Origin of the sequence: Eilatimonas milleporae, assembly GCF_003688555.1 — a bacterium.
In the GTDB taxonomy this organism is placed as follows: domain Bacteria; phylum Pseudomonadota; class Alphaproteobacteria; order Sphingomonadales; family Kordiimonadaceae; genus Eilatimonas; species Eilatimonas milleporae.
The window spans coordinates 73,375-94,279 of the sequence record NZ_REFR01000012.1; the positions used below are offsets into that span (position 1 = coordinate 73,375).

14 protein-coding genes and 1 pseudogene are annotated in these 20,905 nt (G+C 57.3%); 6 read left to right on the top strand and 9 right to left on the bottom strand.

Going from position 1 to position 20,905, the window contains the following annotated elements; all coding sequences use genetic code 11:
- Positions 1-26: 26 nt before the first annotated feature.
- Positions 27-1,071: pseudogene (locus BXY39_RS11660) on the bottom strand (IS481 family transposase).
- A gap of 63 nt (positions 1,072-1,134) precedes the next feature.
- Between BXY39_RS11660 and BXY39_RS11665 the strand changes: the two are divergent.
- From BXY39_RS11665 to BXY39_RS11680, 4 genes are all read left to right on the top strand, one after another.
- On the top strand, positions 1,135-2,037 hold the full coding sequence (locus BXY39_RS11665; protein ID WP_121939070.1) for a DMT family transporter: 903 nt from the start codon (positions 1,135-1,137) through the stop codon (positions 2,035-2,037).
- A 121-nt stretch (positions 2,038-2,158) separates the two neighbouring features.
- On the top strand, positions 2,159-3,028 hold the full coding sequence (locus tag BXY39_RS11670; RefSeq protein WP_170163798.1) for a TraB/GumN family protein: 870 nt from the start codon (positions 2,159-2,161) through the stop codon (positions 3,026-3,028).
- Positions 3,029-3,280: 252 nt separating this feature from the next.
- Positions 3,281-3,691, top strand: a complete 411-nt coding sequence (locus tag BXY39_RS11675) for a response regulator (protein WP_121939072.1) — start codon at positions 3,281-3,283, stop codon at positions 3,689-3,691.
- Between the two features lie 128 nt (positions 3,692-3,819).
- Complete coding sequence (locus BXY39_RS11680) at positions 3,820-6,354, top strand: response regulator (protein WP_121939073.1); 2,535 nt, start codon at positions 3,820-3,822, stop codon at positions 6,352-6,354.
- A gap of 54 nt (positions 6,355-6,408) precedes the next feature.
- Here BXY39_RS11680 and BXY39_RS11685 read toward each other — a convergent pair whose 3' ends face one another.
- Together BXY39_RS11685 and BXY39_RS11690 are read right to left on the bottom strand one after the other, a co-directional pair.
- Positions 6,409-7,449 carry a T3SS effector HopA1 family protein gene (locus BXY39_RS11685; protein ID WP_147453557.1) on the bottom strand — a complete coding sequence of 347 codons (1,041 nt, stop codon included), beginning with the start codon at positions 7,447-7,449 and terminating at the stop codon, positions 6,409-6,411.
- A 12-nt stretch (positions 7,450-7,461) separates the two neighbouring features.
- Positions 7,462-8,397: a phosphotransferase family protein gene (locus tag BXY39_RS11690; RefSeq protein ID WP_170163799.1), complete on the bottom strand. Its 936-nt coding sequence runs from the start codon at positions 8,395-8,397 to the stop codon at positions 7,462-7,464.
- A gap of 268 nt (positions 8,398-8,665) precedes the next feature.
- Here BXY39_RS11690 and BXY39_RS11695 point away from each other — a divergent pair, with 268 nt between their 5' ends.
- Both BXY39_RS11695 and BXY39_RS11700 read left to right on the top strand, forming a co-directional pair.
- Positions 8,666-12,115: a sensor histidine kinase gene (locus BXY39_RS11695; protein ID WP_170163800.1), complete on the top strand. Its 3,450-nt coding sequence runs from the start codon at positions 8,666-8,668 to the stop codon at positions 12,113-12,115.
- Between the two features lie 184 nt (positions 12,116-12,299).
- Positions 12,300-13,439 carry a S8 family peptidase gene (locus tag BXY39_RS11700; RefSeq protein WP_121939077.1) on the top strand — a complete coding sequence of 380 codons (1,140 nt, stop codon included), beginning with the start codon at positions 12,300-12,302 and terminating at the stop codon, positions 13,437-13,439.
- Between the two features lie 87 nt (positions 13,440-13,526).
- Here the strand turns inward: BXY39_RS11700 and BXY39_RS11705 are convergent, their stop codons facing one another.
- From BXY39_RS11705 to BXY39_RS11730, 6 genes are all read right to left on the bottom strand, one after another.
- Positions 13,527-13,808 carry a hypothetical protein gene (locus tag BXY39_RS11705; protein ID WP_121939078.1) on the bottom strand — a complete coding sequence of 94 codons (282 nt, stop codon included), beginning with the start codon at positions 13,806-13,808 and terminating at the stop codon, positions 13,527-13,529.
- A 95-nt stretch (positions 13,809-13,903) separates the two neighbouring features.
- A complete protein-coding gene (locus tag BXY39_RS11710; RefSeq protein ID WP_121939079.1) occupies positions 13,904-15,859 on the bottom strand; it encodes a RiPP maturation radical SAM C-methyltransferase in 1,956 nt (651 codons plus the stop codon).
- A gap of 214 nt (positions 15,860-16,073) precedes the next feature.
- Entirely contained in the window at positions 16,074-16,943 is an 870-nt protein-coding gene (locus BXY39_RS11715; RefSeq protein WP_121939080.1) for a beta-keto acid cleavage family enzyme, read from the bottom strand.
- A 24-nt stretch (positions 16,944-16,967) separates the two neighbouring features.
- Positions 16,968-18,938: an acetyl/propionyl/methylcrotonyl-CoA carboxylase subunit alpha gene (locus BXY39_RS11720; protein WP_121939081.1), complete on the bottom strand. Its 1,971-nt coding sequence runs from the start codon at positions 18,936-18,938 to the stop codon at positions 16,968-16,970.
- The gene (locus tag BXY39_RS11725; RefSeq protein ID WP_121939082.1) at positions 18,935-19,738 is read right to left on the bottom strand and encodes an enoyl-CoA hydratase/isomerase family protein; all 804 of its coding nucleotides are present in this window, start codon (positions 19,736-19,738) and stop codon (positions 18,935-18,937) included. Before BXY39_RS11725 ends, BXY39_RS11720 begins: the two co-directional genes overlap by 4 nt.
- Positions 19,739-19,742: 4 nt before the next feature.
- Positions 19,743-20,885, bottom strand: coding sequence for an acyl-CoA dehydrogenase family protein (locus BXY39_RS11730; RefSeq protein WP_121939083.1), 1,143 nt, complete (start codon positions 20,883-20,885; stop codon positions 19,743-19,745).
- Positions 20,886-20,905: the final 20 nt, after the last annotated feature.

Consider the following 20,905-nt stretch of genomic DNA (forward strand, 5'->3'; position numbering starts at 1 on the left):
CGACTGACACCATATGAGCTGTCCCGTTAAGCGTCTTGTCTAACGCATGACATGACGGTTTCGATGGGCCGTCGGCCCTGATTTCGGTAGCCCAGATGCGGGCGCTCGGTGTTGTGGTGGACAAGCCAGGCGTCGAGATCGGCCTGCAGCGCCTCGACCGTCTCGTAGAAGGTTTCACGCATCTTGATGCGGAAGAACTCGTCCAAGACGGTACTGTTGAAACGCTCGACGAAACCATTGGTTTTCGGTGATTTGACCTAGGTGCGGCGATGCTTGATGCCGTTGAGATCGAGGTAGAGCTAGTAGGGGTGGCGCTCGGTGCCGCAGAACTTGCGGCCATTGTCGGTCAGGACGCTTTCACCGGGAGATCGAGATTGCGGTAGAAGGGCAGCACGTCATTGTGCAGCACCGCGACGGCCGCCTCGGGCTGTTTGGAGACGTGCGGAAAGCCGAAGGCGTAGCTGCCGTAGGTATCGACCACGGCGTGCAGGTAGACCTTTCCGACGCCCTTGAGCGCGCCGACGAAGAAGATGTCCGCAGACAGCAGTTCTCCCGGAGCCTTTGATTCCATATGTCTTTCCTGGAAGCAGGGGTTCAGCTTCTCAAGGAAGGCGACTTGCTCGGCGGTGATCTCTATCGCCTTGTCGGCGGTGTGCCGCTCCAGCGCCAGCCAGCGGTCGATCTTCGTGCCCAGCCCGTGGTCGTGCAGGATCTTCTGGATCGTGATCGACGAAACCCGAATCCCTTCAAGCGCTAGCATCGCCTCGTGCCGGTTGCAGCCATACGTCGGGTGTTCAGAGCCAGCGCCTTGATCTTCTCCACCGTCTCAGGCGGGGTTGTCTGCGGGTGGCTCTTGTGGATCGGTGGCAGTTCCTTCAGCCCGTCAAAGCCTTGCGTCTGAAACCGGCGCTTCCGCTCATAGAAGCTGGTCCGGTCCATGCCCCTCTGCCGGCACGCCTCGGCAATGTTGCCAAGCTCCCTGGTCAACTCCAGCACGCTCAAACGCTGCTGCGCCACCTTGCTCGCCGCATCACGCGGCGCTGCCTTCTTTGCTGTCGATAATCGTCCCATGGGCACTTCCTCCTTCCCAATAATAGAACGGAAAGAAGCTTAAGTGGACAGACCAACAGATCCATGACCCTTGGCCAGTGGGGCATGCTGGCGATGCTGTCCATGATATGGGGAGGGTCTTTCTTCTTCATCGGTGTGGCCGTAGCGGACGTACCGCCTCTTACGATTGTGGCGACAAGGGTTCTCCTGGCCGCCATGGTGTTGTGGCTGATCATGGCGGCATTGCGTCAGCCGATGCCGCGCGATCCGTCCATATGGGGCGCTTTTTTCTGTATGGGGTTTTTGAACAATGTTTTGCCGTTCAGCCTGATTGTCTGGGGGCAGACATATATATCGTCCGGGTTGGCTTCCATCCTTAATGCCACAACGCCTTTGTTTACCATATTGGTCGCGGGCGCGGTGCTGGCAGACGAACGTATCACCCTTGGCAAGGCTGTCGGTGTTCTGCTGGGGCTTACCGGTGTGGTCGTAATCGTCGGCCCCGAGGCAATGGGCGGTATGGATGAAAATGTTCTGGCGCAATTGGCCGTATTGGCGGCGGGCGTGTCCTATGCGTTCGCGGGTGTTTACGGGCGCCGTTTCCGAACCATGGGCATGACACCCTTTGTCACGGCCACGGGGCAGGTGACGGCATCCAGTGTGTTGTTGTTGCCGTTCGCCCTGTTTGTGGACCGGCCCTGGGAGCAGGCCGTACCGGAAGGGCCTGTATGGGCTGCGTTGGCCGGTCTGGGTATTCTGTCCACCGCTTTTGCCTATATTCTATATTTCCGTCTTTTGGCGACAGCCGGGGCCACCAATCTCTTGCTGGTGACATTTCTGGTGCCTGTCAGTGCCGTTTTGCTGGGAATTCTGTTTTTGGGCGAGCATCTTGCTGCCGGCCATGTCGCCGGTATGGCTTTGATCGCGTCCGGGCTTTTGGTCATTGACGGTCGTTTGTTGCCCCGCCGACGGCCGTCGGAGCCATGATTCCGTTTTCCCCGAACGGTTATTGCTGCATTGACTTATTTCCGCACTGTGCCGATGCCTGTAATATGATGGTGTATGAATAGGCTGTATGATGGATCGATGCATGGCGGGGAGTAAAAGAATGAAAATACTGGTTGCCATAGGACTCTGGATCATGTGTGCCCACGCCGCTCTCGCGGGCGACGAGCGTCCGGCATTGTGGCGTGTGGCGGACGGGGATACGACCGTGCATGTCTTCGGGACGATCCATGTTCTCAAACCCGGCACTGCCTGGCTGACCCCGGACCTGCAGGCGGTTGTTGACGGCGCGGATACCCTGTATCTGGAACTGTCTCCTGTGGAGCAAAGCCCGCAGGTGATGCAGCCGCTTGTGCAGAAAATAGGCCTGCTGCCGGATGGTCAGACCATGCGGGACCATCTGCCGGCCGATATGTACGAGCAGCTGAAAACGGAACTGACCGCGCTCGGCCTGCCGGAGGCGGGTTTTTTGCGTTACAAACCGTGGCTTGGGGGACTGACCTATGCGGCACTGCGCTTTCTGAAGCTCGGTTACGAACCCCGGGCCGGTGTGGAGGCCGTTTTGGTCGACAGGGCACAGACGAAAGGTATCCCCGTCGAAGGCCTGGAAACAGCCGCATTTCAGTTGTCCCTGTTTGACGGTATGACCGATGGTGAGGCCTTGGCCCTGATCGGCCAATTGCTCGAAGATGCAGGGCAGCTGGGCATGCAGATGGATGCCATGACCGCAGCCTGGGTCCGCGGCGACATGGAAGCTCTGGATACGCTTCTGAACCGTCAGCTTGGGGCCTATCCGAGCCTGGCGGAAAAACTGCTGTACAGTCGAAACAGGAACTGGATGACGGAACTGGACGGTATTTTGGACAGGCCGGGTACATTCGTCCTTGCCGTTGGAGCCGGTCACCTGGCCGGGGACCGGTCGCTTCTGCACCTGGCTGTACAGAACGGATTGAACGTTACCCGCATACACTGAAGTCCGTCATGCGCGCGCACCGTGCGTCTGTATGGTGGGCCCCGCCGATGGATGCCCTATCCTCCAGTCTGCGCTGATACCCGTGATGCCTGGAAACCTTTCAGGCGCACAAGTGACTGGTCTGCTAAAAGTATAATAGGGCAATTCTCTAGCCCGACCCTTGCAATCTGGTTCAACCTATGAGCACATTTTGACGGACTTGCCGACATTGCGGGCAAGTGTCGGCGGACTGCGTTGTTTGAAGGTTGGCTTATGACCGTACAGATGGGGTTTGAGCCCTTTTCCATTCTGCTTGTCGATGATGAGGTGGTCGTGCGGGGTCTTGTAAAGGCCATGCTTGAAAAGCTGGGCTTTGCACAGGTTGATGAGGCCGCCGATGGGTCCGCAGCATTGCGAAAACTGGATCAGAACAGCTACAGCCTTATCCTGTGCGATGTACATATGGAACCGATCGGCGGAATCGACTTCCTGAAGGCCTTGCGTCAGGGGGCGAATGTCCGCTATTCGCCGTCCAAGTCGCGAACGCCTGTCATATTTCTGTCCGGCAGTGCCGATACGGATGATTTGTATAAAGCAAGACAATTGGGAGTTCAGAGCTATATTTTAAAACCTGTGGTTTTTGATGCTCTTAAAAAGCGTTTGTCCAAGGTTCTTAAAGTTTAGCAACGCAAAGGCGTATTCATGTGTAGTGGGGTTGACTGTCAAATATTTACAATATTGCTTTTATATTCCATACGACCTGATTAACTTGACCACAGTTGTGTGTTTTGACGCTTGGGTGCCAGAGGCCAATGGCTGACGCTTATAAGTTTGCGGATGATATCGATCTTGCCGCCACCGAAGGTGACAGTCTTGCAGAGGCAAGGCTGTGGAAGGTTCTGATTGTTGATGACGAACCCGAAGTGCACACGCTGACGAAACTCAACCTTCGCGATCTTGAGTTTCGGGGAGGGCGCCTGAAATTCCTCAGCGCCTACTCCGCGCGTGAGGCGCGGGACGTGATCGGCGGGCATGACGATATTGCGGTTATTCTGCTTGATGTCGTCATGGAGGAAGAAGATGCGGGCCTGAAGCTGGTGGACGAAATTCGTCAGGACCTCGGTGACCGGCGCGTCCGCATCGTTCTGCGCACCGGACAGCCCGGTCAGGCCCCTGAAACCGAGGCCATTCTGAAATACGACATTAATGATTATCGCTCGAAAACAGAGCTGACGCAGGAGCGGCTGGCCACATCGGTCATCGGTGCCCTGCGCAACTATGCCGACATTGTCGATCTGGAGAAGATGGAACATGAGCGCCGTCTCGCGGAAGAAAAGTCGGCGGCGCGTTCTTTGTTCCTCGCATCCGTCAGTCATGAAATCCGTACGCCCATGAGCGGTATTCTCGGGACACTGGACCTGCTGTCCGGCAGCGAGATCGGGACAGAGGAGCAGGAACTTATCGATACCTGCCGCGACAGCGCCCATTTTTTGCTGAGCATCATCGACGATATTCTCGATCTTTCCAAGATTGAGGCCGGCAAGCTGGCGATTGTGCCGGACACGGTCAATCTGGAAGACCTGATCCACGGTGCCCTTGACCCGATCGCGACCCGGGCCTGGTTGAAAGATATCGATTTACTGTGTGCAGTAGCCCCCAGTACGCCCAGACTGGTCAAGTGCGACCCCACACGCGTGCAGCAGATTCTGATCAATCTGGTGGGTAACGCCATCAAATTTACCCATCATGGTCACGTCATAGTCCGCGTTTTGCCGGAATACAGTGACGATACAAGCTGTACGGTCCGCTTTGAGGTGGAAGATACCGGTATCGGGCTGAGTGAAGAGGAACGCCAGCGCCTGTTCATGCCTTTTGAACAGGCCACCGCCAATACGGCCCGCAAATATGGCGGGACGGGCCTGGGGCTGGCCATCTGCCGGCGCCTGGTTGATATGATGGACGGCGAAATTGATGTCAGCAGCCGCAAGGGGGAAGGCGCGCGTTTCTGGCTCCGCCTTACTTTGCCGGTGGTGGAGCCCGCGGAAACATCGGAGCGCAGCCTGGCGGATGTTCGTGTGCTTCTGGTCGCGGATCAGGGCGGCACTGCGGCCCATGCCCGGAGTATTCTGCTGGATGAGGGGGCGGAAGTTCTGCAGGCCACCAGCCCGGACGAAGCCGTCATGCTGATCCGGCAGGAGCAACAGCGCGAGGCCGCTGTACATGCGGTCGTGGTGGATGAAGTGGTGCGCGGACAGCACTGTTTCCATACCATTCGCGCCATTCAGGAAAAGGCCGGTTTTAAGGATTTGCCGATTGCTGTCATGGTGCGGCGTTCAAGCCGGTCCCTGATAAACCGTATCCGCAAATACGGCATTGACCGTCTGGTGATGAAGGCCATCCGCCGTCAGATTCTGGTCAGGACGGTTGAATTGATGCTGAACCCGGATCGCTCCGGCGCTGAAGCCATGTCTGATGATAGCCGTTTCCATCAGACCGCGGGCGCTGCCGAGAATGACGTCTTTTTCCCCGAAGCCCGTATTCTGGTGGCCGAAGATACCCCGGCAAGCCAGATTGTCATCCGGCGCATGCTGGAACGTCTGGCAGCCAAGGTCAGCGTTGTTGAAAATGGCGAGCAGGCCCTGGATGCCGTGCTGATGAACCCCGGATATTACGATCTGGTTTTGGCCGATTGCCATATGCCGGAAATGGATGGCTACACATTTGTCCGTGAATTGCGTCGGGAAGAGCGCGCGAGTGGGACCCATATGCCCGTGGTCGGTTTGTCGGCCAGTGCGCTGCCGGAGGAAATCGCCCTGTCCAGGAATGCGGGCATGGATGATTATCTGACCAAGCCGACAACCATGAGGGCCCTTAAAGAGGCTCTTGAAAAATGGCTTCCGGAAACATGCCCGCGCGTATCAACCATGCAGCAGCCCGTTCTTTCCCTGGTCAAGGCGCAGGCGGCGGCAAAGGTCGGCAAAACCCCTTTGCAGGAAGAAGCCAGCCGTGCCGGCCTGGATCTGAACACTCTTCTTGAGACATTCGGCACCATTAATGACAAGGCCCAGGTCGTCATTGACTCTTTCCTGGATGATACGCCGCATTATCTTGATGATCTGCTCAAAGCCAGCCGTGAGGAAGACGCCGTTAAAACGCGTGAGGCCGCGCACCGTGTCGCCAGCAGCAGCACGGTGGTCGGTGGAACCGAACTGTTCCGCGCAGCCAAAGTGGTTGAAAAAGAAGCGCAGGCAGACGATTGGCAGAGTATCCGTGAAGATGTGGAACAGGTCTATGAACGGTTCGATCGTATCCGCCGTTTTTTCGACGCGCTCGGCACCTCTTCCTGACGTATAATCAAACGCTTTCTTCCATCCCGTTCTGACCAGGCCTTGCGGCGGACTTCATATCCCGGTCCTGCTAGGGGAGAGGTGGGGGTGCCGGAAACTGATACCCGCTTTGGCCCAGGCGTCTGCTACGGCGCGGTAACGCCCTGCGGGGGTTCGGTCTCCGGCCTTTCGTGCTCTCTCAAGCCCTTTTGCGATTTGGGTGCAGCGGTGTTTGCCGAAGCTAGTAACATCCGGTCCGCTGTTGCCTTCGCTGTCCTTATCGCCGGCAATGCCCTCTGCCCACGCAAGGCCGGGGCCCAGCCGCGCCGTGAACGCCGGGACGCTCTGCCGCATGGGCAGACCACTCTGTTCCAGTGTGGTAAGCAAAGTTTGCCGTAAAGGGCGCCAGACATCACGCGGCCAGTAGCTGACAATCGTATCGGGTCTGCCACAATGGCCCGGTGCATTGACCGCTTTCAGGGTCATCGCCATGTCGTGGCTGTCAGCCCAAAGGCACAGAAGGCGTACAAAGTCTGCGACTTGGCGGCTGTCACTGTTGATATACAGCCTGTCCATGGCGTCACCGTGCGGGCAGGGGCCGGCCGCTGCCCAAGCCATGAAAAAACCCGGTATGGCATAGGGACGATAGCGCGGCATATCAATGGCGACCGTTCCATCTTTTTGTGCCGTCGATGGAGCATCTGGTACGAGAAGATAGACGCCTTTTTTCTCCACCACCATTCCGTTTTCTTCAGGCGTTCTGTCCACAATCCGCCATCCCGGATCCCGGTAGCCGCTGCCCGGTACCGCCTGTCGCAGTGCATTTGAGAATGACGGGTTTTCCCTGTCGAAAACGGTCAGGATCGGTCCGGTTGGACCGGACGGGGGCGTGACAGCCTGTGGCGTACCCAGATAATAAACGCTGTAGATCACATTGGTCAGCCTGTTCAGGCGTGCGATATCCGGTGTGTCTGTGTCCACCGTATCCGTATCTTCGATCATGCCCAGATCCGCATGCTGCCACAGCCCTTCGTGTGTCAGGCTGAAATCACGGCAGAGTTTCCGGATCAGGACGTCTGTCACGTTCTTGGCCGTATCAGTGTCTGGACTGGTCAAGACCGTTCCCCTTTATTGGATGGTATTTGGGGCGGGCATCAGCGCATGTCGGGCGTCCGCCGGCTGGTTCGTTAACGTTTCCGCCATGGACAGAATAAGCCGGCCCTTGAGGCCGAGCACCCCTGTTTGCGACAAGCGGTTGAAGCCTTTTTGCAGCAGCGCGTATCCGGCAGTTCGCCAGGCGGTATCATCGCATGCGGGTGCCGTGGCGGTATTGGTCATGGACTGTTTGTATCCCGCCCATACGCTGGCGAGCCAATCGGCATAGCGCGGCCACGGGCGTTCGGCTGTGGCAAGCGCGGCGTCCAGACTGGTGTCATGGCCGGTATGCACACCGTTGGACCATGCGATCAGTGCTGCTGCAATGATATGCCCCAGATCCCATGCCGGGTCGCCCATCCCGCACCGGTCCCAGTCCACCAGATGGAGCGTTTCGCGGTCGGACGTCCCTGTCAGCAGGATATTGCCCGCATTCAGGTCCCCATGGACAAGGCATGTCTGCCGCAGGCTGCTTTGAAGAACCCGTATGCCGGGGGCACATTTTTGTGCCGCTGCGGCATAGAGATCGCGGTCCGTACCGGGCAGGAGGGCATAGTCCTGCGGATTCATGAGAGATAGCGGTTTGATATGCGTCTGTGCCGGTGAAACCGGCATCGTGTTTGTCCCGGTATCGGTATTGTCGGTGTGTGTGTGTGCCGCGTGGGTGGTTTTCTGGGCGGTTTGTATGCCAGCGATTGTTTCTCCCAGGCGTAGTCCCGTGTTCTGTTGGAAATCGCTGTCCTGATGCAGATAATCCCGCAGTGGGCGGGCGTCCGGAATGCCTTCGGAAAACTGCCAGCCATCGATGCTGCCCAGGAAAGCCGGGCGGCAGGCAAGGACTGCTGCATCCGTGTGTCCGGCTCTGATATGGTTTTCCAGCGCGCCTTCGCCGTAAGGGCCTGTTTTCAAAAGCTTCTTGGTGAAAATATATCTTCCGTTTGCCAGACGAATTAAAGCCGCTAAACTGCGCGACGGCCGGAGGTGAACTTCAACCGGAGATGATCCGTTCATAAGGGTCAACCGTTCAAGCCGGTCCGCCAAGGGGGCAATCGCGAGTGAGGGGGGGATCATTGACGTCATGATACGGTTCAAAGCGATTTTCCGACTCTAAGTGTCTGGCATGCTGCGTATGCTAAGGCGACATGGCCTATATTGTCTGGCACATGTGCCAGCCGTCATGGCCTATTCCTTGTTGACTGCCGTTTTTACCGCTGTCCTCGGTATGGCGGCTGCTCATCCTTTGCACGCCATTGAAACGGCTTCAATCCCGAATGAACCGGGCAGGGAGGGCGCTTCCGGTGCCGGTACTCTGGTGCTGCCGGATATCCGCTTTCAGCATTTCGGTGCGGAACAAGGCCTGACATCGCCGATTATCTCGCAGGCGGACCGTGATGCGAATGGTTTCTTGTGGCTTGCAACCTATCAGGGGCTGTTTCGCTTTGACGGTTATCGTTTCCGGCAGTTTATCCATGACCCCGGCAATCCGAATTCCCTGAGCGGCAACAGGCTGCGCAGCGTGCATGTTGACAGCCGGGGCCGTGTCTGGGCCGGAACCGAGTCCAGCGGGGTCAGCATGTATGATCCGCAGACTGGTCTTTATCGCCGTTTTGGCGATGACCCGCGCAATGCGGACACGTATTTAAACGGCCAGGTTCTGGATTTGCATGAAGTGCCCGGCGGCGGTCTTATGTTCGCGGTTTATGGCCACGGTATCGTCCATCTGAGTGCCGACCTTGAAACCGAAACACATTATCGTTTCGATCCGGAAAAGCCGGACGGTCTGGCCAGTAACCTTTGTGTCGATATCCAGATCGGTCCCCAGGACGGGGTTTGGGTCGGATGTATGAATGGCGGTATTCAGCGCTGGGTTCAGGGTACCGACCGGTTTGAACGCATATCGCAAATTGCCGGTTTTGAAACCGACTTGCCCCTTGCGCGTGCCGCTGTGATGAATTTTGACCGGGCTGGCCGCATGTGGATCGGCACCGACGGCATCGGCCTGCTTTTATGGGACCGGGACAAAAACACCCTGGACCATATCCGCCCTGACCAGCCGCCCTATAATTTACGCGCCAATTTCGTCACAAGTGTTTTCGAGGATATGGCAGGCCGTGTCTGGGTGTCATACAGGGATGCCGGAATTGACCTGATCGATCCGCACAGGCAAACCAGCCGCCATCTGGGCCATGATCCCGGCAATCTTCAAAGCCTGAGCCTTGATGGCGTTTTCGGTACCTTTCAGGATGATGAGGGTCTGATATGGGTGCCGACCTTTGGCGGCGGGTTAAACCTGCATGTCCCGGCGAATGACCTGGTCAGATCCTACACCAGTCGTGCCGGAAATCCGTCGGTCCTGTCATCCTATGATTTCATGCGTATTCTGGCGCAGCTTGATGATGGCCGTCTTCTGATCGCGGCACGGGACAAGATGCCGGCACTCTTCCGGGTGGTAAACGGTAACTTCATCCTTGACCGCGAATTGGATCTGACGCCCGGCAAGGATGGCGCCGTCTGGATTTTGACGGCCATGAAGGCCCGTGACGGCAGAATATGGCTGCCCACTATTGGCGGCGGTGTTTTTGTATTTGACCCCAAAACCGGTGACCTGAGCAAATTTGAAGGGGCCGACGGCGGCGGCAGCCCGGCGATCATGGAGGAGTCAAACGGCCTGATCTGGATCGGTGATTTCGTCCGTGGTGTTCTGCTTCTTGATCCCGAGACTGGCGGTGTCGAGGAATTCGCCAGTCGATACCCGAATGTGGACCTGACCAATATATTGCCGATCACCAAATTCCATGAAATGCCAAACGGAGATGTCTGGATCGGTTCCCGTCAGGGCCTGTACCGCCTGTCGGCGGACAGGCAGTCCCTGGTCCGTATCGGGACCGGGACCGGCGGTCAGGACCGTCTGGTGCGCGGTACTGTCGGAACGCTTCGCGATACAACGGGACGGCTTTGGATTGTCGGTGATCAGATCGCTTATACGGACGATCCTTTGGCGGAAAATCCTGCCTTTGTTTTTCCCTTCGATGGCGCTGTTTTCGACTCCACTTCGGCACGGTCTATTGTCGCCGATGGCCGTGGCCGCATATGGATTGCGACCGACCGGCATCTTATCGCCCACGATCCCGCGACCGAAACGACAAGGCTGTTCAATGCTGGCTGGGGTATCCCCACCGGGGTTCCCGATTATGGCGGACTGGCGGGTAATGACGGTCAGATTTATTTCACGGTGCCGCGCACTCTGTTTTCCGTATCCGAAGACCTGTTTGAAGAACCGCTCAGACTGTCCCCGCCTGTTCTGACGCATGTAACGGTTGATGACAGGCCCTTATATGGACTGTCATCCGCAGCACCGTCCGATATCGTGGTAGCGCCTGGAGAGCGCGGTTTTTCGGTGGAATTTGCCGCCATTGACATGGCCGGTGCCAATACGCTGCGATATGCCTACAAGCTGGAGGGGTATGACGAAGACTGGACGGAAAGCGATATCACCCGGCGATTTGCTTCCTATGCCGGTTTGCCGTCGGGGTCATACCGGCTGCTGATCCGGGCCAGCGACCGGGCCGGCGTTTTCAACGGTGCCGATATCTCCGTGCCCGTTATTGTTCAGCCGGCCTTTTATCAGCGCCTGTGGTTTCTCCTGCTGATGGTCATTGTCGTATGTCTGGCGCTTTATGGTTTGTATCGGTGGCGGACGGCATTGCTCCGCCAGCGACAGGCGTCCCTGGAAAGCGAAGTGGCCGACAGGACGGCCAAGATCGACCAGCAGCGCCAACTGTTGGAGCATCAGAATAAAGAAATGCAGGATACCATGTCGGCGCTTTGGCAAACCCAGGACAAACTTGTGCAGTCGGAAAAACTGGCGGCTCTTGGTGGTCTCGTGGCCGGCATTGCCCATGAGGTGAATACGCCGGTCGGTCTTGTCGTCAGCGGTGCCTCGCAGCTCCAGGGTGAAATCCACCATTTGCGCAAACTGTTCGAGACCAATCAGGTCAAGCGTGCGGATTTTGAACGTTTCCTCGGGCTCGGCGAGGAACTGAGCCTTTTGACCATGAACAACGCCGAAAGAGCCGCCGATCTGATCAAAAGTTTCAAAAGGGTATCCGCAGACCAGACCAGCCAGCAGCGCACCACCATAGACCTGACGACATATATCAAGGACGTTCTGACCAGCTTGAAACCCATGGTCCGGAAGACCCCGCATCAGGTCGTCATGGACGGTCCGGAAGGAATATCCCTGACGACCAATCCCGGTGCGCTCGGCCAGGTCATCACTAATCTGGTAACCAATGCCTTGACCCACGCTTTCCCGGACAATCGCCCCGGTACGGTCAGGGTGACCGTAGCCGACAGGGGGGATACGGTGCATTTGACCGTGGCCGATAACGGGCGCGGAATTCCCGCTGAAACAAGAGCCCGCATTTTTGAACCTTTCTTCACAACACGACGGGGGGAAGGCAGCACCGGACTGGGTCTGCATATAGTCCACAATTTTGTTGTCGGGGCGCTGAAGGGCACCATAGAAGTGGCCGACGTGGACACCGGCGGCACTCTTTTTGATATCAGCCTGCCGAAAACAGTCGGCAAGGATACCGGCAAGGATCCGGCCGGGCAGACTTCGTAAAGGACTGTCGATACCCGTTGCCGTGCCGTTCAGGCGAAGGTGTTCTCCCGGTTTGCCGGGCACACCGTCATGATCGAGGATATGTCAAGTGCCACACCCTTTTCCAAATGCCTTGCTTCATAAAAAAGCATCCGCTGTCTCCGCGCATGAGATACGTGTCACCGCCTGCTCTCAGGGTCGGCCTTTGTCCGACGCCTATCTTTTCGTCGATACCCGAATGCAGGATGGGACCGTTGTCAAACATATGCAGCCGGCCGACCGGAGCGGCTCGGCCGAATTTGCCTTTGATCCGTCTGTTGACACGCCTGTTTTTGCAGGGGCCGCGCCGGCTTCGGGACATTGGTATGCCGCCGATGACCGTATTGGCGCCAGGATTGATCTTGACTGTCCTCCCCTGGTCATGGACGGGCCTCTCGGATGGTGGCACAGGGCACTCGGCATTGATGTTTATGATCAGGATTTGGGGGCCGGGATAAATGTCGGACTGATCGACAGCGGTGTCGGGCCCCAGCCCTGTTTGAGCCATGTGCGGGATTTGGGCGCCTTGATAAACGGCAAGCTGGTGCCGGATGGGCGGGACATCTTTGTGCACGGTACAATGATGGCGGGGTTAATCGCTGCCCGCCCTGTGGAAAAGGGGAATTATGCAGGGCTTGCACCCGGTGCCGATGTGATGTCGATCCGTGTATATGACAAAGCCATGGCCGGCGCGCAGCCAACGGATGTGGCCGAAGCCATCACGCTCATGGCGAACGTTGAAAAGGCCGATTTGATCAATCTCAGCCTCAGTGATGTTGCGCCTTCCGAGGTTCAGCAGCGCGTGATCCGTCAGGCCAGGTCCGTAGGCACTTTGTGTATCGCTGCGGCCGGTGATGATCCGGGACCGGTGCAATATCCTGCCCAATATGCTGAAACGGTTGCGGTTAGTGCGCTCGGCTGTGATGTGCCGGGGCCGAGCGAAGGCACATTGCAAGCGACACGCCCGGCGGATACCGGCAAAATCGGACAGCAGGGCTGGTTTTTGTCGACCATGACGAGCTACGGTCCCGCGCTGACGTGTGCAGCACCTGGCGCCGCCGTCATTGCGACGGTCCCATCCTCGTCCGGGGTGCCTTTGTATGCATCCGTCATCGGCAGTTCGCCGGCAACCGCTCTTGTGACCGGGCTGTTGGCGGCGTATCTGTCCCGCGATGCGGAATATAACGGTCTGCCGCGCGATCACAGGCGTGCGGACTATGCCGAGAAAGCTTTGCGGACTCTCTGCCGATCCGTGGGACTGGCGGCTGATTATGAGGGCCAAGGTTTGCCTGCGCTCAGTGACTGATACCTTAATTCTTTAATGCGGTATGTATTACATTAAAGGGCGATGCCATTCGGCATCGCCCTTTGCAGAAGGAAGGTATGAAGGCTCTCAGAATAACCCGGAATCAAGAATATCCTTGTCCTCGGGGACATCGTTAATGCCGGCTTTTTCCTTCAGGTAGGTTTCCAGTTCGGCTTTTTTGCCCGGGTCTGAGAAGATATTGGAAATATCCGGAGCATGCGTATCGATTGTCTCCCTGGCTTTGGAAGCGCGTGTGTGGAAAATCTCTTTCTCTTTTTCGTTGAGAGAGTTGTAAAAGCTCGCCACTTTTTTGTAGTAGCCATCAATGTCTTCATTGTCCTGTGGTAGGGACTGATACAATTCTTCCATCGGGTCTCTCCTTTGGCCTCTTCAACTTGATCGTGAATGCTTCTTGGTTATTTGATGCAGGTTACAATATTAATAACATGCACTTTCCAGCCTGATTAAATTGGTACGATCGCTTCGTTATTGATACGTCTTGCTGCCGCGCGTGCCGCCAACTGTGAGGCGATTTCTTCGTCCTTTTGCAGGATTGCCAGCGCGATCACCTGTCGCCCTTCGCTCAGGATCAGTCCCGTCCGATGCCATTTCTGGAGAAGATCGTCCATGCCGCCATCTCTGGTGATCGTCTCCAGTGCCCAGGGGGCCGCGCCGCGCAACAGGCCGGCCAGCTTTGTTTCATGCTGCTTTTCTCCCAGCAGGGTATAAAGCCGGGCTTCGGCGGGGGTAAGGCTGTAGCGCCGTTCTTCTCCGAAACGTGTATCTTTGACGATCAGGCTCCCGTCTTCCTGTGGAAAGGCGTCAAGAACCGCACCATTGCGATACGCGGCCTGCCAGGTTTTACAGGCCTGTTTCAGGGCGCCGGTATAATCCTGAATTTGGTCTTTCAGTTCCCAGTCGGCATCGAAAATATAGGCGAAATCGTCCAGATGGTCCTGATCGACGGGCAGGATGCGATTGTAAAAGGGGTGAATGCTCAGGGCGCTGATGCCGTATTTTTCCGGTGTTTTTTCATGTGGACTGAAGCGGGTGATCATCACATCGCGTATGGTGAAAGGGGCCTCCAGATGGTGCAGCAGCGGCAATTTTTCCGCAGCACCGTCATAAAAAGAAGGTTTTTCACCAGGAAATCCCATCAGATAGTTCCAGTATACGATGATATCGAATTCCTTCGCCCATTTCAGCGTCTGTACATTTTGAAGGGCGTGTGACCCCTTGTGCATATATTTCAGCGAACCGGCTTGCAGGCTTTCTATACCCGGTTGGATCACTTTGCCGCCCGCTTCGGCAAAGGCCTTGATTTCGTCCCGCGACAGGTTCGACTTGACCTCGTAAAACATGGTCCAGTCATGCCCGCGTTCCTGGATGATGGGGAAAAATTCGTCAAAAAAGGCTTTGGGCGCAATCAGATCGACAGCGTAGAAACGTGTATAGTCGTGACGCTCCGCCAGATGTTCCAGTTCTCCCAGAACGAAATCCATCTGGCTCGGTCGGTATTTCATGATTTCATGCAAGCCGCAAAAACTGCATTGGCTGCGTTCTCCCCACCAGCAGCCGCGACTGCTTTCATATGGCAGAAAAAGCGTGATCTTGTTCTGAAGGTCGAAGTGTTCGAGCTTCTCGAAAAAGGGGTCGTAATTGATAAAGGGGCGGCTTCCGGTGTTTTGGTACAGGGCGCCGCCTTCTTCCTCGATAACGGTGCCGTCTGCTGTCCGGTGGCTGACGCCCTTTAAGCCGTCCAGCCGTTCTCCGTGCCGGATGCGCCGGATCAGTTCGGGAAACACCATTTCCCCTTCCACGCGGACAACAGCGTCCACATAAGGGCAGAATTTCAAAATCGCCGTTCCGGCAGACCCGGCACACTGACTGCCGCCAAAGACAACGGTCAGATTGGGATAACGCTGTTTGAGACGACGGGCCAGGGCAAGTGACGCCCCCAGTTGTTGTGTCGACAGGGAAAGACCGACAATGTCATAACGCGACCAATCAATATTCTTTTCAACACTGTCAAGAAAGGAAATGGCGGCGGACTGGAGCCCTTCAATAATTTCCGCCTCATAGTCCAGCCGTGGCAAGTCAAGTTTTGGCCGAACGGACTCAAAATCGTCCAACCAGTTGCCTGATTCCTCACCGAAATAGATGCGGGTGAACAGCCATTCCAATGTGAATTCATTGTCATGGACCAGCCGCGAATACAGGCTTGGCGTTATGTGGTGGCAGAAATCTATGAACAGCTCATGCCGTTCGGTTTGCAGGCCATGTTGCCGGGCAATGGCATCCAGTGTCGCAAGCTGAAGCGAGGGCGCATTGGCGGATGCCCAGGGCATGCTGACAAGTCCGATCGGTATATCCTTGTGGGGAATGGAAAAGATGTCTTCCTGACCGGACACGTTGAGCATATTGGACCTTTCGTTACGATAGCGAAAGAACAGTCGGTTTCACTATAAAAACAATTTTACCAGTTATGCTAGCTTAGCTTGTGTTGCACCTTAGTGACATTGATTGTTTAAGGATTGCTTAAGCGTTATGAAAAGAGCGTGATTTAACCGCGCCTGCCCGGCTGTCGCAGGCGCGGTTACAGAACGTCTTTGCCGGTTTTCTGTTAATCCGGTCTCAATGCCACGCTTGGCCCGCCAGAAGGGTGCGGGTGTCCTGCGGGCTTGCGATCTCGCGTCCGGCTTGCCGTGCGCAGTCCGCCAGCGCCTTGATCATTTGTCCGTTGCTTGTCGCCTTGCTGCCATCCGGCAGATAGAAGCAGTCTTCAAGACCTGTGCGCAGGTTTCCGCCAAGCTCGGCCACCTTCCGGTGTACCGGCCAGACATCCTGCCGGCCGATCAGCGTTGCCGACCATGGGCTGCCTTCTGCCTTGTATTTCAACAGCAGGGGCAACAGGTCTCCATCGCAGGGCATACCGGATGCGACGCCCATGACAAAGTTATAGTCCGCATGGGCGACCATACCGTTGTGCAGATACAGACCCACACTGCGCACAATCCCGAAGTCGAAACACTCGAGCTCCGGCACGATATTATTGCGTTTCATAACCGCGAGGATTTCATTGATCTTTTCCACGGGATTCTGGAACATCATGGGCGGCCAGGCCCAGCGCCCGTCTTTGCGGGTTTTCAGGTAATTCAATGTTCCGGCATTGCATGCCGCCATCTCCGGTTTGCACGCATCCAGGTAGGCCAGAACCTCTGCTTGCTCGACGCCCGGTACGCCGGTCGTCATGTTGATGACGACATCGGGGCAGGCGTCGCGAATGGCTTCGTTGATTTCATTGGCAACGACCGGGTCCCAACTCGGCAAATGGCCCTTGCCGTCTTCCTGCCGCCGATAGTGGCAGTGCATGACGGTTGCCCCTTCGTCGTAGGCGGCCTTGGCTTCTGCCGCCATTTGCTCCGGCGTTACCGGTACAGGGTGTTGGCGGGGGTCGGTCAAAACACCGGTCAGGGCGCAGGTCAGAATGGCTTTATCGTTCATGGTGGGATACTTTCTTCACGGTTTTTATTCGGAAGGCGTGCTGATCGTGGCCAGCTCCTGGCGGTTTTTCACCTGATCGCCGGGACCGACAGCCAGACCGGCCAAAGTACCGTCCCGGTCGGCCTGAATGCGGTGCTCCATTTTCATCGCTTCGATAATCAGGATCAGGTCCCCTGTTTTAACGCTGTCGCCATCCTTGCGTTCCACCGTGACAACAAGACCGTCCATCGGTGCAGTCAGAAGGCCCGTGCCTTTCCGATCCTGGCGGTCGGGCGCGGCATGGGTGACGATACGGGCGGCGATATGGCGGATACCGGTATCGGCAAACAGCATGTCACCGTCCCGTGAGGCGAAAATATGCAGGTTTTCCGCACCATGCGTGATGCGGAACGCAGTCTCGCTCAAGGTGGCGACATCCATGATCATATCTTCCGCACCGGTATTCAGCGTCATCTGCCATCCACTGGGTGAGCGCACGCAGACCAACGAAACGGGTATATGTTCGCCGTCTATATCAATCAGATGAAAATCCGGGCAGTTGGCGATGGTCCGCCATCCGGCAAGATGCTGGTGGGGAAAGGTCGCCAGTGACATCACCTGTGCCAATGCTGCGGCATAAAAAGCGTCCCTTGCGGATGACGTGGCGGTAACTGTCCCGGTGCTGTCAGTGTCCAGCGTGCGGACGTTGTGTTTCGCTGCGGCGAATGTCCCACCAGCGAGAATGTTGTACAGATAGCCTTTGTTCGTCACGAGACCGACGACCGCGCTTTCGGCGATTTGGCGGAGCAGTCTCTGCCTGGCTTCGGTCCGGGTTGTTCCCCATGCGATGAGCTTGGCGATCATCGGGTCGTAAAAGGGGCTGATGTCGTCACCGCTGCGGACGCCGCTGTCCGTGCGTCTATGAGGGCCGCAGGCCGTCGTCCATAAAGCCAGCCGTCCGGTTTGCGGTAGAAAACCGTTTGCCGCATCCTCGGCATACAGCCGGGCTTCGATGGCATGGCCAGAAAAACGGATATCATCCTGGGTAAGCGGCAGGGGGTCTCCTGCCGCGACGGACAGTTGCAGAGCGACAAGATCAAGTCCCGTGACCATTTCCGTGACCGGGTGCTCCACCTGCAGGCGGGTGTTCATTTCCAGGAAATAAAAATCGTTCTCCGGACCGACCAGAAATTCCACCGTGCCTGCGCCTGTATAACCTGATGCACGCGCAAGTATGACGGCCGCCTCGCACAGTTTGCCGCGTGTTGTTTCATCAATGGTGGGGCAGGGCGCTTCCTCGATCACTTTCTGGTGTCGGCGTTGGGCACTGCAATCCCGCTCGCCCAGATGCAGGACTGTTCCATGCGTATCGGCGATGATCTGCACTTCAACATGACGGGCCGGTTCGACCAGTTTTTCCAGGATCAGGTCGCTCGCGCCAAAAGCCATGCCGGATTCGCGCTCAGCCTCCGTGATCGCGCCTGCGATATCGGCAAGATCATTCACACGCCGCAGGCCGCGCCCGCCGCCGCCTGCCGTGGCTTTGACCATCAACGGTGTGCCGATACTTTCGGCTTCCCGTATCAGACGTGCCGGCGTCATATCTTCGCCGTCATATCCCGGAACGACGGGAATGCCTTCTTTCGCGGCCATAAGACGGGCCGTGCGTTTATCGCCCATGGCGTCGATGACATCGGGATCGGGGCCGATGAAGATCAGACCGGCCTCTTTAACGGCACGGGCGAAATCGGCATTTTCCGATAAAAACCCATACCCGGGATGGATCGCATCCGCCCCTGCTTTCCTGGCGGCGTCAAGGATGCGCCGGCTGTCCAGATAAGACTGTGCGGCGGGCGCAGGGCCGATATGTTGGGCCATGTCGGCGGCGGCCACGTGGGCACTGTGCCGGTCGGCGTCGGAATATACCGCGACTGTCTCGATGCCCTGATCGCGCGCTGTGCGGGCGATGCGGCAGGCGATTTCCCCCCTGTTGGCGATGAGCAGGCGCCGGATCACGCCCTATCTCCATTTTCCGCCCAGGAGGGAAGGCGTTTTTCCACAAAGGCAGCCGTGCCCTCAGCGCCTTCGGGGCTTGTAATCGCTTCTGCGAAATCCGCGGCCGCCTGGTTCAACAGATCCGGCCCAAAGGTGCCCGGACTGTCCAGCACCAGTGTTTTGGTTTTCTGTTGTGCATTGGGCGCTGCGCGGCGGGCTGCCGCCAGGATGGTGTCAAGCCTGGCCTCCAGTGCGGACGCATCCGTTTCCACATGATGGATAAGGCCGATCCGATACGCTTCCCCCGCATCAATCGCGATGCCCGTCAAAGCCAGATAGCGCGCCTGTGCCAGACCGATGCGCTGTACCACAAAGGGTGCGATCTGGGCGGGGATAAGGCCGATGGCGACTTCCGGCATCGCAAAACGGCAGTTTTCCGTTGCAAGGGCCACATCGCTGACGCAGGCAAGGCCAAAGCCGCCGCCCATCGCCGCTCCTTCCAGGACGGTGACGAGCAGTTTGGGAAAGCGATTGGCTTCCTCGATCAGCGTCCCGAAGCGACGGTTGACGGCGGCGATGGCGGTTTTGTCACCGGCCGTGGCGGCCATATCGGAAATGTCGCCCCCCGCACAGAAAGTACCTCCGGCCCCGCGCAGAACAATAGCCCGGACAGAGACATCTTCGGCGCTATCTTTCAGGATATTTTGCAGTGCCGTGACCATGGGGCCGTTCATGGCGTTGCGCGCTTTGGGACGATTGAGCGTGACCATCAGGACACCGTCCCGCATTTCGCTTAAAACGATGCTGTCTTGCTCTGTCATGAATTTATCCCATGCCCATCATACGGGACAGGATGCGCAGCATGGTTTCGTCTGATCCGCCGCCGATGGAGCCGAGGCGAAAGTCGCGGTACAGACGCGAGACGATATTATCCCACATAAAGCCCATGCCACCCCAATATTGCAGGCAGGCGTCCGATACCTCGCGACCCAACCGTCCGGCTTTCAGCTTCGCCATTGTCGCCAGCATGGTAACATCCTCGCCCGCCACATATGTTTCCGTCGCCTGATAAAGCAGGGCACGCAGGGCCTCGACCTCGGTCTGAAGTTCGGCAAGCCGGTATTGCACCACCTGATTGTCAAGAACGGTCCCACCGAAGATTTTGCGGTCCCGGCAATAGGTAATGGTCTCCTGAATGCACATTTCCAGACCCTTGACCGTCTGCATGGCGGCTGCCAGGCGTTCTTCCTGGAATTGCCACATCTGCATGGAAAAGCCGCCGCCTTCCGCGCCGATCAGATGCCGCTGGGGCACGCGCACATCGTCCAGAAAGATCTGTGCCGTATCCGAGCAGCGCATGCCCAGTTTGTTCAGGCGTTCGGAAAAGGAAATACCGGGCGTATCCGTCGGTATGACAATCAGCGACTTGTTCTTGTGCGGATGGTCCCCCTCCGTATTGGCGAGCAGGCACAGGAAATCGGCCTGTGTGGAATTGGTGATCCACATCTTGGTACCGTTGATGACATAGTCACCGCCGTCCTTGATGGCGCGCGTCTTGATCGCGGCCACATCCGAGCCCGCATGCGGTTCGCTGACGGCGATGGAACAGATCATGTCGCCTGCGATCGCCGGTGCGAGAAATTCACGCCGCAGCGCGTCGGAGCCGTACCGCGCCAGTGCCGGGGTTGCCATATTGGTCTGTACCCCGATGGCCATGGGCACACCGCCCGCGCGGACAGCGCCCAGTTCCTCGCAAAACACCATCTCATAGGAATAATCAAGGCCAAGACCGCCATACTCCGCTGGCTTGGAAATACCGAGCAGACCAAGGTCACCCATCTTTTTGAACAATTCCCTGCCGGGAAAGATGCCATCCTCCTCCCAGTCGTCGATATGGGGATTGATTTCCTCTTCGATGAAACGGCTGACCGTACGGCGCAGTTCCTGATGTTCGTCGGTGAAACGCATGGGGGCTCTCCTGAAAAAAG

Excerpts from the sequence above, each read along its gene's own strand:
- BXY39_RS11710 (WP_121939079.1), bottom strand. The coding sequence starts at position 15,859 with ATGCTCAACGTGTCCGGTCAGGAAGACATCTTTTCCATTCCCCACAAG.
- BXY39_RS11730 (WP_121939083.1), bottom strand. The coding sequence starts at position 20,885 with ATGCGTTTCACCGACGAACATCAGGAACTGCGCCGTACGGTCAGCCGT.
- BXY39_RS11680 (WP_121939073.1), top strand. The coding sequence starts at position 3,820 with ATGGCTGACGCTTATAAGTTTGCGGATGATATCGATCTTGCCGCCACC.
- BXY39_RS11665 (WP_121939070.1), top strand. The coding sequence starts at position 1,135 with ATGACCCTTGGCCAGTGGGGCATGCTGGCGATGCTGTCCATGATATGG.
- BXY39_RS11675 (WP_121939072.1), top strand. The coding sequence starts at position 3,281 with ATGACCGTACAGATGGGGTTTGAGCCCTTTTCCATTCTGCTTGTCGAT.
- BXY39_RS11695 (WP_170163800.1), top strand. The coding sequence starts at position 8,666 with ATGGCCTATTCCTTGTTGACTGCCGTTTTTACCGCTGTCCTCGGTATG.
- BXY39_RS11705 (WP_121939078.1), bottom strand. The coding sequence starts at position 13,808 with ATGGAAGAATTGTATCAGTCCCTACCACAGGACAATGAAGACATTGAT.
- BXY39_RS11715 (WP_121939080.1), bottom strand. The coding sequence starts at position 16,943 with ATGAACGATAAAGCCATTCTGACCTGCGCCCTGACCGGTGTTTTGACC.
- BXY39_RS11670 (WP_170163798.1), top strand. The coding sequence starts at position 2,159 with ATGAAAATACTGGTTGCCATAGGACTCTGGATCATGTGTGCCCACGCC.
- BXY39_RS11725 (WP_121939082.1), bottom strand. The coding sequence starts at position 19,738 with ATGACAGAGCAAGACAGCATCGTTTTAAGCGAAATGCGGGACGGTGTC.